Here is a 16,593-nt window from a genome sequence, read left to right as displayed (position 1 = left end):
TATAAATGATCGACAACTTTACTGATGTAATTACAATTGGTTTAGATTTAAATGATGCTAATTTTCAGTACTCAATGGAGGAACTTAACAACTTAGTCACCGCGAACAACATGCATAGCGTTGAAACTGTGACCCAAAAATTGGATCACCCTGATCCAGCAACCTACTTCGGCAAAGGTAAGGTTGAATTTCTAGAACAACTCGTCAAAACGTCTGGGACAGATATCATTGTGGCAAACGATGAACTCAGTCCTAGTCAAATTCGAAACCTTGAAAAATTAACCAACGCTAAAATCATTGACCGAACTGGGCTAATTTTGGAGATCTTCGCCAATCGAGCTCGTTCTCGTGAAGCCAAATTGCAGGTCCAGCTTGCCAAACTAAACTATCAACTCCCAAGGCTCCGTACTAGCGCTAGTCAACGATTAGACCAACAGTCTGCTGGTGGCGGACTAGCTAACCGTGGGGCTGGTGAAACCCAAATTGAATTGAATCGTCGAACCATTCAACATCAAATCACGCACGTTCGTCACGAATTAAAGGAAATTGACAAATCATATGACACTCAAAGTAAAAAGCGCAAACAAAACGATTTGAAAACCATTGCTCTTGTTGGTTACACCAACGCAGGCAAATCCACGATTATGAATCAACTGGTAAAACGATTTGGTGAAAACGAGGAGAAAGAAGTTACCGTTAAAAACATGCTATTTGCCACCTTGGACACTAGTGTGCGAAAGATTGAGCTGCCAAACCATAAACGTTTCCTTGCAACCGACACGGTCGGCTTTGTTAGTCAACTTCCGCATCAACTAATTCAAGCCTTTAAGTCAACTTTAAAAGAGGCAAGCAACGCTGATCTCTTGGTACAGGTAGTTGACTACTCCGACCCGAATCAGGAACTAATGATGCAAACTACTGAAAAAACTCTAAGAGAAATCGGGGTCCCCGACATTAACATGATTAAGGTCTTTAATAAGGCTGATAAGAGTGGAGAAAATTATCCTGTTCGTGAAGGCAATAACATCATCATGTCAGCTCTTGACCCTGATTCAATTAATTTATTAATTGACATAATTTCTCAAAACTTGTTTAAAGATTACGTCAAAAAGACGTACCTCATCCCTTTCAATAGTGGCCAAGTAGTTTCGGACCTAAATGAAAACGAAACGGTTTATCAGACTGACTACACCGATCAGGGAACGAGGTTGAAAGTTGAACTTCCTGAAACATCGGCCAAAAAATACCAAAAATACGAAGTTAATTAATAAAATTACATTGACATTTAATATGGATCGCGGTTAAATGGTCCTATACTAATTTAAGAGAACAATATTTAAAGAAACCGCCCAAGAGAAGCCGACGTTATTCTGGAAGTTGGCTGACTAATCTTTATTTAACCACCTCTTAAAACACATTAATACACAACAAAAAGCGCTCTGAAAATTTCAGAGAATTTTGGGTGGAACCGCGCAAATTTGCGTCCCTGACATTTAGTTGTCAGGGACTTTTTTTATTCTCAAAGGGAGGAATTTTATATGAAGAAACCAAAAGAAGAGTCCAATGTAAAGTTAAACCGTTCTTTAGGAATTTGGTCCGCACTCTCACTTGTAGTTGGAACCATCATCGGAGTTGGAATATTTGTTAGACAAGCTGCCGTTCTAAACGATGCAGGATCAGCAAATGGTGCCATGCTGGCTTGGCTAGCCGGGGGACTTCTGACTTTAGCCGCGGGACTTTCAATTGCCGAGATTGCCTCGCAAATTCCAGAAACCGGTGGACTATATGCATACATGGAAGTCATTTATAACAAGTTTTGGGGCTTTTTATCTGGATGGATGCAGATTATTGTTTATGGTCCCGCAATGATCGCTTCACTTGGAGCTTATCTTGCCATCCTATTAGGTGACTTTTTCCATATTTCACCAGAATGGAACATTCCGATAGCTATCATTGCAGTTGTTGCGGTTGGTCTATTAAATACCTTTCCCAATCGATTTGGGGCTGCTTTTTCAATTATTACCACAATTTGTAAGCTCGTCCCAGTCGCAGCGCTTATTATCTTCGGACTTTTCTTTGGTCACGCCGATGCTTTTACTCAAAGTATTAGTGACGTCCACTCCTCAGTTGGTGGTTTTGGAGTTGCCATGTTAGCCACTCTATTTGCCTTTGACGGGTGGATCCTAGTTGCTAACCTTGGTGGAGAAATCAAAAATCCTAAAAAGATGCTACCACGCGCTATTACCTTCGGAATTTTAATTGTCATTGCCATTTATATGCTAGTTTCATACGGTGTTTTAAAAAGCATTGGTCCCGAGAAAATTCATGATCTTGGAACAAATGCCATTCCATACATGGCTAACAAAGATTTTGGAATGATTGGTGGGAAGATTTTAAGTATCGGTATCATCATTTCAATCATCGGTTGCATGAACGGAAAAATCATGACCTTTCCCCGTATCATGTATGCCATGGCGAAAGAAAATCAACTTCCGTTCTCTAAGCAGTTAGCTTACCTCAATCCAAAGACCAGAACGCCAGTGGTATCAATTGCTGCTGTTCTGATCATTGTAATTATCATGATCTGTTTCTTTGATGCCGACCGGCTCTCAGAACTATGTATCTTTACCGTCTATTGTTTTTACGTGATGGCGTTCTTCGGCGTTTTCATCCTTAGAAAACGTCACCCCGACCGAAAGCGAGTTTTCTCAGTTCCACTATATCCATTTACACCAATCGTAGCTATTTTGGCATCCCTTTTCGTAATCTGTTCAGAAATTGGATCAGACTTCATTGGGGTCGTTTGCTCACTGGGAATCGTTGCACTCGGGATTCCAATCTATTACTTTGAAGTTACTCTCAAAAGAAATAAGGTTAAAAAATAAGAGATCTCAAATGAGATCTCTTATTTTTTCTGATATGCAATTTTAATCTGAACCGCATAGTCGTCAGCTCCATCAATTAAGCCGGCTCGACCAGAAGTCTTGTATTTTCCTCCAACCAAAAAGGCTTCGGCTAGATACAACTTGACTTTATTCTTATCGATTTTTTGAATATCTTCAAAACCAGCCTTAACAATGTGGCCCACGGGTTCACAATTAACCTGATTCATTCCGGCATAGACTTCATACTTTCCGTTTTCTTCTCTTAAATCAAAGTAAGGAATTAACACTCCATCACCCAAAGCGTAGACGCGATGCTTAGGATTAGCTTTAATTTCGGAAAGAAGCGCCCGATCGCCTAATCCATTGTAGTCATCACTTGCAATTTTTTTGGTAATCATGGTATCGGCTAACTGATGAACGTTATGTCGCTCACTAATTGTCGATTCCAATTTAGCTGGCATCGTTTTTCTTTCATCAAATAAACCGTTTGCCGGAATATTACGATAACGACGATTTTCACTACGAGCCTCGGTTTGCTGATCAGTTTCCTTGGGCTGAATGTGCAAGACCTTATTAATGACCGGGGTAACATCAAACTTCGCCCGTTTTTTAGTAAAGTAATACATGATGTTTAGGTACAAGAAGTACGCTAAAATCAAGACAACTAAGAAGACCAGAAACCCCCTAATCATAAAGCCATTTACAACAAAACGGTAGGCAACGTACAAAAGGTAAAAGTCGCCTAGAATCCCTAAAATTACGTAAATTCGGCTTTTAGTGTTTGTTTCAATCGTTATATATCCAAGATAATGATTAATAATATCTAGAAAACTAAACATTAATGTTCACCCCCAGGATTAGTCGTATTGGCTTGAGTATTATTCTGAGTATTGTTAGAAGTAGTCCCCGTACCATTATTAGAATTGCCGTTATTCCCGGTATTCTGACTTGATTTTTCGGCATTTCCACCGTTATTATCAGTTGTCTTTTGATTGTTATTACCAGTCTCCGAATTATTTCCATTCGTGCTGGTCGAATTATTTTGCTCCTGTCCACCAGAAGTTGTTTTACCTTGTTCATTATTTGGTGACTTACTATTGCCATCGTTATTGTTATTATTCATATTATCTTGTTTAGTCCCAGAACTATTGGATTCATTTTTACTATTATCGTCATTAGAATTCGAGTTCTGGTTCTTAGTACCCTTATTGTTATCATCATTCTTCTTAAAGTCAAAAATAGAACGTTTCTGGCTTTGATGGGTAGTGACTTTAGCACCCTCGTGGGTATTGGTTGCTTTATTAACAACAATATTGGTGGCTCCTAACGCTAAACAAATTGAAATAATGGCAAATGGAGTAAGAAATGGTGGTACTCGATTTGGCATTTAATCATCCTCTCAACGTATATTCTCTTTTGTGAAACTTAATTATTGCACTTAAAAGTAAAGAATTTATTCCAGTCGATAAAAGATTTCTTTAAAGTTGTCTTTTTAAATTTAGTACAATTTGATCAATCTGATTCTTAGTTTGACTCCATTTCTCATTATCAATCACAATTGACCGATTTTTTAAAGCAGCTGGAAGCTTTAAATCACGCGCGTCTTCTTTACTTTCCATTCGAACTTGAATCTGAGCCAGAGTATCCCCGCGATCAATCATGCGCTTTTTAAGCTCAGCCGGATCTTTAACTTTCAAAAAAATGACAACCGCTTCTACTCCTAATCGATCCTTGTACGTAATGGCACCTTTCGTGTCTAACACAATTGAAACAATGGAAGACTTTAAAAAAGCACGGTCTAACCCTTCGTATGATGATCCATAACAGTGCCCCGAATATCTTACTGATTCTAAAAGATGAAGTTTTTTAAAACTTGTCGGTGATTCAAAATAATAATCCACTCCATCTTGCTCTTGATCCCGTGGTGCTCTGGTCGTATGGGTAATCACCTTAGGAATTCCATACTTTTTCATTAAATAATCCGAGATGGTGGTCTTACCAGTGCCAGCGGCTCCAGTAATCACAATTACAAATCGTTTATTTGACATAGTGGTCCTCAATGTATTCATTGGCCTTTTTAAGTGGTGGAAGTAAGTTATCGTATGTGACTAACTTCAAAGCTTCTTCGTAGGTGCACCAACGATCTTCACTAATCTCTTCCTTCTGTCTGGTAACCGAAGTGTCAACCGGAACCTCCGTCACAAAGAAAGTTACCACTTTGTGGTGGCCATTCTTCATGTCATACTCGACCTTTACATCAAAACCATCATCAATTTCAGCATGAATTCCCGTTTCTTCTCTTAATTCACGTTTAGCGGCCTGTTGTAATGTCTCGTTTCCCTCGACGTGCCCCTTGGGATATCCCCAAAAATCACTAGTTGCACTTTTTAAAAGTAAATATAGTGGTTGATTTTCCTTAAGTTGAAAAACAATCGTTCCACCGTCAATTTCATTAATCATAAAAATGCCCCATTTATTTGTTTCTTTCATTGTACCAAAAAATCAAAAACTACACTGATTTAATACTGAACTTAAGCATAATTGGTGAAAGAATCGTCGAAAGTACAATTACCATAATAATTTCGGAGTACAGTTCAGAAGCAAGCAGATGACTAGCTAGTCCAATCTGAGCGACAATGAGAGCCATTTCACCTCTTGATACCATTCCGGCACCCACTACGTTGGCATCTTTTAGGGTCAATCCAGTTAATTTCGCTCCAATTCCACACCCAATCCATTTGGTAAGAACCGCTAAGATCGTCATTACTACAACAATCAACCACGTGCTAGAGAGCCCCTTAAAACTCATCTCCATCCCAATTGCGGCAAAAAAGATTGGAATAAAGAAGGAATAACCAATTCGATTAGCACTTTGAATCACCTGATCATGAAGCGGCGTACGTCCAATTGCAATTCCAGCAAAGAAAGCCCCTAACACCGTGCTCAGATTGGCCGCTTCTGCCAGATATGCCATGATCAAACAAATGCTAATCCCCATAATCGACACGGCTGAATTGGCAGGAAGAAGGTCGGCTAACCGCATGAGCCAAGGTGCAATCCATTTAATGACAACAAAAATCAATCCAAAAAACAAGATTTGAAACGTAAACAGGACAAACAAATTTTTAGATCCTGATTCCGTCCCAAACACACTGGAAAAAACACTCAACAAAATAATTGAAATCACATCGTCAACTACCGCGGCCCCTAAAATGGTTGCTCCCGCGACCGATTTCAACTTGCCAAACTCCTGAAGCACTTCGACACTAATGGATACTGAAGTAGCCGAAAAGATCACTCCCCAAAAGAGCGCTCTTTCAATTCCTTGGCCTAGTAGTTGACCATAAAGGGTAAAAGCGACCACCGGTAAAATGACCCCACAGATAGCAACGCTAACGGCCGGCTTTAAGTACTTCTTGACCAACTCGAAATCACATTCTAATCCCGCAATAAACATCAAAAAGATGACCCCAATTTCGGATCCAACCGAAACCAGGTGATTTAAACTGACTAGGTGCAAAACCGCGGGTCCAATTAATAAGCCGGCTAAAATCTCTCCTACCACCGCCGGCATCCCAATCCTTTGACTTAAAACTCCTAAAATCAACGTTGAAAGTAAAATCAATCCAATTGTTGCTAAATATTCCATATAACCTCCGTTATCCCTCAAAAAAAGCAGAGTTTGCCAATTTGACAAACTCCACTAATTTAATAAAACTTATGTTCTTTTATCATTTTCTTTGCATTGGGGTTAGGCTTGGACCTAGCTTCAAACAAGTAGTAAGTAGCACGTCTTTCCTCAAACATTTGGGCATGACTACTACGCAATTTGTAATTTCTAATTAGCGCATCACGTCCACCCTTTCTAGAACCACTGCTCATGTACTTGTACAACTCAGCATTACTCTTGTTGCTTGTATTATCAACCCTAATTACCAACCATTGAACTTGTTTCTTTCGAACCACCTTGTTAGCTGATCTCATCATTTTAGGATAAGCGCGGCTAGGAATATTATTACGTTCGAAGAAGTAATGAGTTGGATATGCACCAGAACTGGTGTAAAAACCATTTTCTAAACGACTGTAAGTTAAAAGGGTCGGCGTTCCCTTACTTTCGTCTCTAATAATCTTTCCAAACGAAACTTGAGCAGGCTGTTGGTACTCACCTTTCTTAGGATTAAGAGTAACGTATAAGTTTTGGGGATGCAACTTCGAGTAAATAAAGTTATTGTTTGATCCAAGGACAAAGGTTAAGGCCATACATAGCGTTACGAAAACAAACGTCCAAGGGAGAGCGAGCTTTCTGTTAGATTCAAAGTGTCTGATAAAAAACACCAGTACAAAGATAGTTGTCACCATGATAAATGGGAAATAAGCTAATTGATAGTACTGATAGATTTTACCAAAGGTGTGACCGTAAACGGCTACAATCGCATTTACAATCATCATGAACAAGAAAAGCGACTTTGAAATTCCATCTTTAAAGATTTCATGGTCAAATAAAACATAGATTAAGCCCAAGAGACCAAAGACCACTGTGATCGGATACTGCGTCAGAAACTTCATAAAGAATCCAGTTGCCATCAGAATCTTAGTTGGTACAATTCCCGATGAACCGTAAACGGTCATGTTAATGGTAAAGTAAACGTGGATAAAGGACTTAAAACTCCCTGTTACTAAGAAATAAATCAACCATGGAATAAGTGCGATTAAGAAGCTGAGTCCACTAAAGAAAATCAATCGCCACATTTCGTTAAAGCGACGATGGTAAACGTAGAAGACAAACATAAAGACATAAAATCCAATCCATGGACCAAGTAAAGTGTACTTCGAAAAGAAGACCACTCCGACCATGAATCCCTGAATCATCCATTCCCACCATTTGATATCAAAATCATTTTGACAAGCCTTTAAAGCAACATAAATCAAATATAAAACGGCCGGGAACACGAAGAATTCAACCGAACCACCATAGTCATAAAATGGCTGAAGCACGGAAAAAACTGGCATGAACAATGAAATTACAAATGACCAATTTTGTGACAAGTATAATCTAGCAATCTTGTAAGACATGGTCATAATAATAATCATCGCAATAATCTCAAACGGTACCATCCCAACAAGCGATCGTTTTGTGATCAGTGAGGCTAGTCCGTAAAGCAAATAAACAAATGGCCCCTTTTGCTCAAAAACATCCTTATATGGAATGATTCCGTGAAACATTGCTTTACCGACAGTGAAAAAATTATTACTGTCGGGTGAGGTATCAAAATAATAGAACGGTGAAGCAAATGACAAAAGTAGAATTATGATAATACTCATTACTACAAACGTTAAACCAAATAAATAAGGTTTAGTTTTTAGTTTTTTTAACATACATTGTTCTTCCAATCATTAAGAATTTAAGCTCACACTCAATAATAAAAGCAATTATACCACATTCCTCCACTCAAACGCGGAGACGCCAGACTTCATAACCTTATTTTAAGATTATGCTTTTCTTTTTAGTAACCAATATACTGACTTCCGATTATTGGGAGCCTTTTGTTCATGAGTGGATACGACCCGATAATTCTCTAACAGGGTTTTGGATGCTGGCCTAGTAGAATCGTGTCTGCCAAAGTATGTTTTGATTGAATCAGCTTGATTGGTCTTTACGACAATCCATTCAACCGCCTTCTTTTTAACAACTTTATTTTGTGACTCGACCATTTTAGGGTTCTTATCATACGAGATATTGTTGATCTGGAAATAATACTGCGTGGGAAGTGCTCCTGAGACCGTATACATGCCAAGATCAAGATATCCGTAGTTGAGAAGGGTTGGAGTTCCCTTACTCTCTTTTCTAATAATTTTGCCAAACTTCTTTTGCGCGGTCTGCGGATCACTAGGATCCAGCGTTTCCTGATTGTTATTCGGAAATAATTTTGATTTTTGAAAATTACCGTTAACCCCCATGGTAAAGAACAGGACTAAAAGCGTCATCAAAATAAACGTCGAAATAAGTCGCTTACTAGGCAATGTAACTTGCTTATAATTTAGTCCTTTAGCAATTAAAACGACCAACGTTACAAGAACGTATGGCATAAACGCTAATTGGTAATAGACATATAGGGTGTCTGGAGTATAGCTGTAAACAGCAAAAAAAGCACTCACAAACATCATGCACAAAAAAATATTCTTTTCCGCCCCATGGTTAAAGACGACAAAAAGAATTAACGGAATTGCACCCAAAACAAAGAGTTGCGGTTTATCAATTAAAAATTCACTAAAAATGGCTAGTGAGCCAGCAATCTTCGTGAAAATTCCACCATTAGCTGAGGTGCTATAAACCGTCATGTTGGAAACAAAATAAACGTCGTAAAAGGCTTTAAACGAGTTAGTAACGAGAAAATAAATTCCCCATGGTACAATTGCGGCCAAAAAACCAACGCCACTTGAAAGGATCATCTTAAAAAGACTACTAAACTTTCTATGGTACAAATAAACCAGCGCAAAAATAATGTAAAAAGCAATCCAAGTGCCCAACAGCGTGTATTTAGATAAAAAAACCACCCCAACTAGGAATCCCTGAACTAACCAGTTCACGTTACTAATCGCAAAATGATTGTGGCATGCTTTAAAAGTTAAATAAATGGCCGATAAAATCATCGGAAAGACGAATTCTTCCGCCAGGCCACCATAGGTAAAATACTCTTGAAACATTAAGAAAAAGGGCGTTATAAGTGCCAAAATTGAAGCAGTTGGTTTACTAACGTATAAATGAGCGGTTTTAAAAACCAAAAATAACGAGGTTGCTAACGCAATTATTTCTGCTATGGTAATTCCAATAATCGAATAGTGACTGATTAAATAAGCGAGCCCATAAAGCAGATAAACGTATGGCCCTTTTTGCTCAAAAACATCCTTGTACGGAACTAGTCCGTGCATCATACCCTTGCCGACCGTAAAGAAACAGTTAACGTCGGGCGAATAATCAAAATAATAAAGTGGGGATGCGTAACTAAACATCCCAATAAAGATTAAGGCTACGACCACAAAAGCCAAAAAATAACAAACGTTTACATTTTTAATGAAACGTTTTATACGGAACTCCATTTCCGATCCTACTCCTTTTTAAACCGTTCCCATTATATCCTAGAATAATTGTTATGTACACGTTTGAACGTGTATCACACGGGTACGTTGATTCTTTCACACTTTTTTTACCATTTTAAAGTGTTATCATAATAATTAAACTAATTAGGTAGGTGAATGTTATGAAACAAGGAACTAAAATCATTACATTAGATAATGGTTACCACCTATGGACTAACACTCAAGGGACCGGAGACATTCATCTTCTCGCCCTTCATGGTGGTCCGGGTGGAACACATGAATACTGGGAGAACACTGCGGAACAACTGAAAAAACAAGGACTAAACGTCCAAGTTCACATGTACGATCAATTAGGTTCGTGGTACTCCGACACTCCCGATTTTGATGATCCGAAGGTAGCTAACAAGGTTTTAACATACGACTACTTCCTTGACGAGGTTGAAGAGGTTAGACAAAAACTCGGAATCGATAAATTTTATTTGATTGGTCAATCTTGGGGTGGTGCTTTAGTTCAGATGTACGCCGCTAAATATGGTAATCACCTGAAAGGTGCCATTATTTCTTCAATGGTTGATCGGATCGGGGACTACACTGACCATTTAGCTCAAATTAGAGAAAAAGCGCTCACCCCCGAACAATTAGCGTACATGAAAAAATGCGAAGCAAATAACGATTACGATAACGATAAGTATCAGGAACTGGTCGAACTCTTAAATCGGGAATATGTGGATCGAAAGCAACCACCTGCAATTGCCCACGTCGTTGATACCATGAGCAAACCGATCTATAACGCCTTTCAGGGTGATAACGAATTTGTCATCACTGGAAAGTTAAAAGACTGGAACTTTACTGATCATTTAAAGGACATCAAAGTTCCAACACTGGTCACTTTTGGTGAACACGAAACCATGCCAATGGAAACCGGAAAACGAATGGCTAAAATGATTCCAAACGCTCAATTCGTTTCAACCCCAAACGGTGGTCATCACCACATGATTGATAATGCCCCCGTCTACTACGACCATTTGGCCAACTTCATTAGACAAGTTGAAAATGGAACTTTCAACCAAAAATAAGCAAACGAAAAGACACTTCAAAATGAAGTGCCTTTTTATTTTTGGTTTAAACTTAATTTTTCGACATCAATGGTCTTGTCAACCAATCCATCATAAAAACTGGCTTCATGACTAACAATGATGGCATTCCCAGGAAATTTAATAATTGCCCGTTTTAAAGCATTTTTAGTCTCGTCATCCAGGTGATTAGTCGGTTCATCCATGATTAAGAAATTGCTTTTTACAAATTCCATCAAAGCCAATTTGACCTTAGTTTGTTCTCCCCCAGAAAGCTCACCAATTGGTTTCATGGCGTTAGCAGCGTCGAGTCCACAGCGACCCAGCTGGGAACGAATCTCCTTCTGTGTCAACTTGGGATACTTGTCCTGAATGATTTGTAAGGGTGTCATCTTACTATTCGGCCAGATCAAGTCTTGACTGAAATAGTTAACCTTCGCGGATGGAGAAAAGTTAGCCTTTCCCCCTTTTGCCGGAATTTGTCCGAGGATTGATTTAATTAAGGTTGACTTTCCAACCCCATTAAAACCCTGAAGCCCAACTTTCTGATCAGTATTAACGGAAAAGGTAACTGGCTTAAGTAACGGTTGATCGTAACCAACTGACAGTTGGTCAACCACTAGTGCGTTCTGGGATCCAGTATCAGCATACGGAAAGTCAAAAGAAGCTTGAATGTTACTTGAAGGTGGCTCAATCACATCCATTCGTTTTAACATCTTTTCCCGTGATTTAGCCATATTGGAATGACTTCCGGCCTTGTTTTTCTGAATAAAAGTTTTGGCCTTGGAGATCTCTTCTTGTTGTTTCTCGTACTCCCGCTGCTGGGTCATTTCTTTTTCGTCTTTTTGTCTCATGGCGGACTTGAAGTCACCACGGTACTTAGTGACCTTCCCAAACGCAACGTTCACGATACAATTCGTTACTTTTTCTAGAAAGTCGTAGTCATGGGAAATGATCATCGCTGCCCCATCAAAACTATTTAAATAATCTTCCAACCAATTAATGTGAGCGGTATCCAGATAGTTAGTCGGTTCATCAAGCAAAATTACATCGGGATGCTCCAGAATTAATTTCGCTAAAATAATCTTAGAGCGTTGTCCCCCGCTCATTTCAGAAATGGTTTGATCTCTTCCAATGTCGTCAAGACCCAATCCATTAATCACCTGCTCAACTTCAGTGTCAATATCATAAAAATTACGAGATTCAAGTTGTTCTTGGATTCTTCCCGCTTGTTCAAGTAACTTTTCGTCCATATTGTCGGCATATTTTACGTACAAATCGCTCATATGCTGATTCATGTTGTAGAGGTCTGAAAAGGCAGTATGCAAAAAATCAATCAGTGTCATTCCCTTTGGAATATTAACGTACTGATCTAGGTAACCAACTTTGGTCCCCTTTTGCCATTTGATGTCACCAGATAAAGGCAATTGCTTATTGGTCAAAATCTTAATCAAAGTTGATTTTCCAACCCCATTTTGGCCCACAATTCCCATGTGCTCACCTTTATTTAGCTGAAATGTAGCATCCGAGTACAGGTCTTTGTCGGCAAAACTCATACTTAGATTAGATACACTTAATAACGCCATTATATAATTCCCTCCATTATTTCATAACTTATACCGTAACACCGAATCGCAATCAACGTCAATCAGGTGAATTTGAGTGGTATAATTGTATGTACATTTTTAAAAAAGAGGAGTGCCTATGAAAATCAAAGATATTGATCACATCACCCTATTGGTAAATGACATCGAGAAATCGATGCGCTTTTACCATGAGGTTTTAGATTTACCAGTTGTGATCGAAACTGATTCTAGAATTGAATTTCAGCTGGGTCACCAACGACTCGTTTGTGTCACAAACAAGGAAGATAACGTTAAACCAGAAAATCCAACTCCTGGTTCTACCAGTTTCAGCGTGGTTGCAAGGGATCCACTTGACTCAATCCAGTCACATTTAGCCAACTACTTTATTGAAGTAGTTGCAGGACCGATCGAAAGTCAGGGACATAACGGTAAAATGAATTCACTATTTATCAATGATCCAGATAAAAATTTGATTGAAATTAGAGAGTATCAACGATAGGAATGAAAGGGAATACAACCCGGCTAAAATCCCCATCAAATAGTGTTTTTCAATTTTACAACCATAATCATTTTTGTTATATTCGTCGAATACGCAAAAAGAAAGGATACTTATGAAAAAAGAAAATTCGAAGGACAATTCAAATCAAAATGTTACTAAACCGAAAATGAGCCTTTTCAGTGTCACGATGCTGGCACTAAGCTCAATCATTGGTTCAGGATGGTTATTTGGTGCCTGGGAGGGTGCTAAAACCGCTGGTCCAGCTGCCATTATTTCGTGGATCATCGGTGCCGTTGTGATTGGTGCAATTGCGTTTAACTACATCGAATTAGGGACCATGTTCCCAGAAAGCGGAGGAATGAGTAAGTATGCCCAGTATACCCACGGACCGCTTCTAGGATTCATCTCATCATGGTCCAATTGGGTCTCACTTGTAACGCTGCTTCCAATCGAAGCGGTCGCTGCCGTTCAATACATGAGTTCATGGCCTTGGTCATGGGCCAACTGGACTCACGGGTTTTACGCCAATGGCACGGTTACTACCGAAGGGTTATTCGTCGTTTTTCTCTTCATCTTAGTGTTCACCCTGTTAAACTACTGGTCAGTCAACTTACTGACTCGTTTCACTACTTTGACTTCAATTTTTAAAATTGTGGTTCCAGTTCTTACCATTATTATGCTACTTGCTTCTGGCTTTCATCCCGGAAACTTTAACAACGTTCAAACTGGTGGATTTTTCCCATACGGAACGGCTCCAATCTTTGCGGCTACCACCGTATCTGGAATCATCTTCTCTTATAATGCTTTTCAAACGGTTATAAACGTTGGTGATGAGATTACCAATCCTAAGAAAAACATCTGGCGGGGAATCGTTATTTCACTTTTAATCAGTATCATCATTTACGTCATGTTACAGTTCACATTCGTTGGTGTTATTGACCCGTCAACTTTAGCCAAATACGGTTGGCATGGTCTTAATTTCAGTTCACCATTTGCTGATTTAGCCATTATGTTGAACTTGAACTGGCTAGTAATTCTACTCTATTTAGATGCCTTTGTTTCACCCTTTGGGACCGGAGTATCATTTGTTGCTTCAACTAGTCGGACACTAGCAGCAATGACCGAAAATGGTCATATGCCAAAGTTTTTAGGTAAGATTAACCAAAAATGGGGAACTCCTAGAATCGCAATGATCGTGAACTGGATTGTCAGTTGTATCTTGGTTTCAGTGTTCAGAAACTGGGCTGTTTTAGCCAGTGTTATCTCAACGTCAACCTTAATTGCATATTTGACTGGTCCAGTTACCCTTGGATCATTACGTCTCCACGCTCCTCATTTCAAACGTCCAGTCAAAATTAGTTTTGCTGGAATCATGGCACCACTTGCCTTTGTTCTTGCTAGTTTGGCAATCTATTGGGCAATGTGGCCTACTACTATTGAAGTCATCCTTGTTATTATGCTGGGGCTGCCGTTTTACTTCTTCTACGAAAACAAGAACGGCTGGAAAAATACCCTGACCAAGTTTCGTGGCGGAGCTTGGATGGTCGCCTATTTAATCTTTATGTCAGCATTTTCGTATATCGGATCCGCACCATTCGGTGGTCAAAACTGGATTCATTACCCATATGATTTTATCGTAATTATTGTAGTTGCACTACTGTTCTTCTACTGGGGTGTCTTTAGTTATCAGCGCACTGGTAACATGCTTAACGCTAAAAGCGTCAATGAACAGGTCGATGATGATCAGGTCAACCATTAGTTAAGTTAATGCAAAATCATAAGGATTTTGTTATAATGCGTATGCATCTTGTTTTTCTTGAAATGGATGGAGGGATTCTTATGAATAGTCAAGATCCAGATTCGAGATACGAACGTTATGACTTTAATGCCGCAAATGGTCCAAAGCACCAAAAGAAAGACTTTAAGGCTTGGCCATGGGTTCTAGGTCTAGTAGTGATTGTGATCCTGCTAGTCTTTGGAATTCACTTTCTGACAAGCGGCAGTGGGAATCGGATGAATGGATCCTCCATAAGTCAACAGAGTAGCAGAGCTATTCAATCAGAAAAGAAAGCAAAACACTTTAATAAGGCGGAACAAGCTACGACCAACAAGGGAGCGTCAGTAAACAGGAACCAACAAGCACCAACAAATCAAAGTGGGTCACAATCATCAAACAGAAATAATTCAACGAGTGATTCTAGTTCGATGTTTGCTACACCAAAATCATTTGACTCGGTTCAAGACGCTAAAAACTATGCACACGCTACTCAAAGCAGTTGGTTAGCAGCTGGTTACTCTAACTTTACAATTGAGCGGAATGGTCAGGGCTTTTATACCTTGCAATTTGTTAAATAAGGAACTATTTATAGTTCCTTATTTTTTTATATTCAAATGAATTTGGTATAATGAAGTGTATAGGAGGCACTATTATGAAAATTAATACTCCACTTCAAAATGGATTTTTACCTGATAAGTATACTAAACACGCTGACCCAGATGAAATGTTAGATGGTAATCCAATCATTTCATTCCCGATCAAAATCTCTGATGTCCCAAAAAACGCAAAGTCACTAGTAGTTATCCTACTGGACGACGATTCAATCCCAGTTTGTGGTTTTACTTACATTCATTGGGTGGCTGCCAACATTGATCCAAATATATCTGAAATACCAGAAAATGCTAGCCAAGATCAATCAATTAACATGACTTTGGGGAAAAATAGTTTAGCTGGTGGACTAGTACACGTTACTGATTCAAAATTAAATCAACACTACATTGGTCCTACTCCTCCCGATAAACTACACGATTATCAGTTGCATGTTTACGCCTTGGATCAAAAACTAGATTTAACCAACGGCTTTTGGCTTAATGAACTAAAGGAAAAAATGGCAGGACACGTCCTTGCCAGTGCCGAACAAATTTTACCAGTGAAAAACTAAAACGGAGGCTTTCATAATGCTAAATGGATACAAACACATTCTAGTACCAGTTGATGGATCAAAAGAAGCAGAGGCTGCTTTATACAAGGCGGCAGCGGTAGCACAAAGAAATAAAGGCCGAATTGACGTCTTAAACGTGATTAACACCACTAATTATGGATACAGCCTAGGAGTTGTTGATGGCAGTGTTATCACCCAAATCGTTAATGAAGAACTTAACTATTTAAAGGATTTAGTTAAGAAAGTCAAGGACCAAACTGGCATTGACGATATTCATATCCATGCTCGGTTTGGAAGTCCTAGAGAAGTAATTACTTACGAATTTCCCAAGGACCATCAAACCGATCTAATTATGATGGGAGCGACTGGTAAGGGTCGCTTGTACCGCATGCTTGAGGGTTCAGTTGCCGGATACGTTAACTCACATGCCGCCTGTGATGTGATTATTGTTAGAACCAACATGGAGAATACCCCAATCAAATAGTTAAGACTTATTTAAACAAAATAGCTAAG

16 protein-coding genes are annotated in these 16,593 nt (G+C 39.1%); 8 read left to right on the top strand and 8 right to left on the bottom strand.

Translation table 11 applies throughout. The features are described from left to right. Positions 1 to 5 precede the first annotated feature (5 nt). Complete coding sequence (hflX, locus tag AC6UDC_RS02290) at positions 6 to 1,268, top strand: GTPase HflX (protein ID WP_500695253.1); 1,263 nt, start codon at positions 6 to 8, stop codon at positions 1,266 to 1,268. A 270-nt stretch (positions 1,269 to 1,538) separates the two neighbouring features. Further along, the gene (locus AC6UDC_RS02285; protein WP_500708119.1) at positions 1,539 to 2,885 is read left to right on the top strand and encodes an APC family permease; all 1,347 of its coding nucleotides are present in this window, start codon (positions 1,539 to 1,541) and stop codon (positions 2,883 to 2,885) included. 20 nt (positions 2,886 to 2,905) lie between these two features. Here the strand turns inward: AC6UDC_RS02285 and AC6UDC_RS02280 are convergent, their stop codons facing one another. The 7 genes from AC6UDC_RS02280 to AC6UDC_RS02250 form a co-directional block, all read right to left on the bottom strand. Beyond that, positions 2,906 to 3,724 carry a DUF6681 family protein gene (locus tag AC6UDC_RS02280; RefSeq protein WP_500708118.1) on the bottom strand — a complete coding sequence of 273 codons (819 nt, stop codon included), beginning with the start codon at positions 3,722 to 3,724 and terminating at the stop codon, positions 2,906 to 2,908. Then, positions 3,724 to 4,272, bottom strand: a complete 549-nt coding sequence (locus AC6UDC_RS02275; protein ID WP_500708116.1) for a hypothetical protein — start codon at positions 4,270 to 4,272, stop codon at positions 3,724 to 3,726. The genes AC6UDC_RS02280 and AC6UDC_RS02275 overlap by 1 nt, the downstream gene beginning before the upstream one ends. A gap of 91 nt (positions 4,273 to 4,363) precedes the next feature. Then, on the bottom strand, positions 4,364 to 4,933 hold the full coding sequence (locus AC6UDC_RS02270) for a guanylate kinase (RefSeq protein WP_500707215.1): 570 nt from the start codon (positions 4,931 to 4,933) through the stop codon (positions 4,364 to 4,366). After that, on the bottom strand, positions 4,923 to 5,345 hold the full coding sequence (locus AC6UDC_RS02265; protein WP_500707298.1) for a bis(5'-nucleosyl)-tetraphosphatase: 423 nt from the start codon (positions 5,343 to 5,345) through the stop codon (positions 4,923 to 4,925). Before AC6UDC_RS02265 ends, AC6UDC_RS02270 begins: the two co-directional genes overlap by 11 nt. A 49-nt stretch (positions 5,346 to 5,394) precedes the next feature. Beyond that, complete coding sequence (locus AC6UDC_RS02260) at positions 5,395 to 6,534, bottom strand: cation:proton antiporter (RefSeq protein ID WP_500708114.1); 1,140 nt, start codon at positions 6,532 to 6,534, stop codon at positions 5,395 to 5,397. 59 nt (positions 6,535 to 6,593) lie between these two features. Continuing rightward, positions 6,594 to 8,261, bottom strand: coding sequence for a glycosyltransferase family 39 protein (locus tag AC6UDC_RS02255; RefSeq protein WP_500708113.1), 1,668 nt, complete (start codon positions 8,259 to 8,261; stop codon positions 6,594 to 6,596). A 114-nt stretch (positions 8,262 to 8,375) separates the two neighbouring features. After that, on the bottom strand, positions 8,376 to 9,983 hold the full coding sequence (locus AC6UDC_RS02250) for an ArnT family glycosyltransferase (RefSeq protein WP_500708112.1): 1,608 nt from the start codon (positions 9,981 to 9,983) through the stop codon (positions 8,376 to 8,378). Between the two features lie 161 nt (positions 9,984 to 10,144). Here AC6UDC_RS02250 and AC6UDC_RS02245 point away from each other — a divergent pair, with 161 nt between their 5' ends. Beyond that, on the top strand, positions 10,145 to 11,059 hold the full coding sequence (locus AC6UDC_RS02245) for a proline-specific peptidase family protein (protein ID WP_500708111.1): 915 nt from the start codon (positions 10,145 to 10,147) through the stop codon (positions 11,057 to 11,059). A 35-nt stretch (positions 11,060 to 11,094) separates the two neighbouring features. Here AC6UDC_RS02245 and AC6UDC_RS02240 read toward each other — a convergent pair whose 3' ends face one another. Further along, on the bottom strand, positions 11,095 to 12,642 hold the full coding sequence (locus tag AC6UDC_RS02240; protein WP_500693494.1) for an ABC-F family ATP-binding cassette domain-containing protein: 1,548 nt from the start codon (positions 12,640 to 12,642) through the stop codon (positions 11,095 to 11,097). A gap of 118 nt (positions 12,643 to 12,760) precedes the next feature. On the opposite strand from AC6UDC_RS02240, the gene AC6UDC_RS02235 reads away from it, so the two are divergent. The 5 genes from AC6UDC_RS02235 to AC6UDC_RS02215 all read left to right on the top strand — a co-directional run bounded on the left by AC6UDC_RS02235 (position 12,761) and on the right by AC6UDC_RS02215 (position 16,564). Continuing rightward, on the top strand, positions 12,761 to 13,141 hold the full coding sequence (locus AC6UDC_RS02235; protein ID WP_500693493.1) for a VOC family protein: 381 nt from the start codon (positions 12,761 to 12,763) through the stop codon (positions 13,139 to 13,141). Positions 13,142 to 13,253: 112 nt separating this feature from the next. Next, a complete protein-coding gene (locus AC6UDC_RS02230; RefSeq protein ID WP_500693492.1) occupies positions 13,254 to 14,900 on the top strand; it encodes an APC family permease in 1,647 nt (548 codons plus the stop codon). Positions 14,901 to 14,980: 80 nt separating this feature from the next. Continuing rightward, a complete protein-coding gene (locus AC6UDC_RS02225; RefSeq protein ID WP_500721114.1) occupies positions 14,981 to 15,496 on the top strand; it encodes a hypothetical protein in 516 nt (171 codons plus the stop codon). Between the two features lie 74 nt (positions 15,497 to 15,570). Beyond that, complete coding sequence (locus tag AC6UDC_RS02220; RefSeq protein ID WP_500721112.1) at positions 15,571 to 16,080, top strand: YbhB/YbcL family Raf kinase inhibitor-like protein; 510 nt, start codon at positions 15,571 to 15,573, stop codon at positions 16,078 to 16,080. Between the two features lie 16 nt (positions 16,081 to 16,096). After that, a complete protein-coding gene (locus AC6UDC_RS02215) occupies positions 16,097 to 16,564 on the top strand; it encodes a universal stress protein (RefSeq protein ID WP_500693489.1) in 468 nt (155 codons plus the stop codon). The last annotated feature ends 29 nt before the right edge of the window (positions 16,565 to 16,593 follow it).

Source organism: Fructilactobacillus sp. X7R7C1 (assembly GCF_059901065.1).
Note: the sequence above shows the minus strand (reverse complement) of the source record. Positions and strands in the feature narration are given on the sequence as shown.

Coding starts and splice junctions, on each gene's coding strand:
- hflX (WP_500695253.1), top strand. CDS start 6: ATGATCGACAACTTTACTGATGTAATTACAATTGGTTTAGATTTAAAT.
- AC6UDC_RS02285 (WP_500708119.1), top strand. CDS start 1,539: ATGAAGAAACCAAAAGAAGAGTCCAATGTAAAGTTAAACCGTTCTTTA.
- AC6UDC_RS02280 (WP_500708118.1), bottom strand. CDS start 3,724: ATGTTTAGTTTTCTAGATATTATTAATCATTATCTTGGATATATAACG.
- AC6UDC_RS02275 (WP_500708116.1), bottom strand. CDS start 4,272: ATGCCAAATCGAGTACCACCATTTCTTACTCCATTTGCCATTATTTCA.
- AC6UDC_RS02270 (WP_500707215.1), bottom strand. CDS start 4,933: ATGTCAAATAAACGATTTGTAATTGTGATTACTGGAGCCGCTGGCACT.
- AC6UDC_RS02265 (WP_500707298.1), bottom strand. CDS start 5,345: ATGATTAATGAAATTGACGGTGGAACGATTGTTTTTCAACTTAAGGAA.
- AC6UDC_RS02260 (WP_500708114.1), bottom strand. CDS start 6,534: ATGGAATATTTAGCAACAATTGGATTGATTTTACTTTCAACGTTGATT.
- AC6UDC_RS02255 (WP_500708113.1), bottom strand. CDS start 8,261: ATGTTAAAAAAACTAAAAACTAAACCTTATTTATTTGGTTTAACGTTT.
- AC6UDC_RS02250 (WP_500708112.1), bottom strand. CDS start 9,983: ATGGAGTTCCGTATAAAACGTTTCATTAAAAATGTAAACGTTTGTTAT.
- AC6UDC_RS02245 (WP_500708111.1), top strand. CDS start 10,145: ATGAAACAAGGAACTAAAATCATTACATTAGATAATGGTTACCACCTA.
- AC6UDC_RS02240 (WP_500693494.1), bottom strand. CDS start 12,642: ATGGCGTTATTAAGTGTATCTAATCTAAGTATGAGTTTTGCCGACAAA.
- AC6UDC_RS02235 (WP_500693493.1), top strand. CDS start 12,761: ATGAAAATCAAAGATATTGATCACATCACCCTATTGGTAAATGACATC.
- AC6UDC_RS02230 (WP_500693492.1), top strand. CDS start 13,254: ATGAAAAAAGAAAATTCGAAGGACAATTCAAATCAAAATGTTACTAAA.
- AC6UDC_RS02225 (WP_500721114.1), top strand. CDS start 14,981: ATGAATAGTCAAGATCCAGATTCGAGATACGAACGTTATGACTTTAAT.
- AC6UDC_RS02220 (WP_500721112.1), top strand. CDS start 15,571: ATGAAAATTAATACTCCACTTCAAAATGGATTTTTACCTGATAAGTAT.
- AC6UDC_RS02215 (WP_500693489.1), top strand. CDS start 16,097: ATGCTAAATGGATACAAACACATTCTAGTACCAGTTGATGGATCAAAA.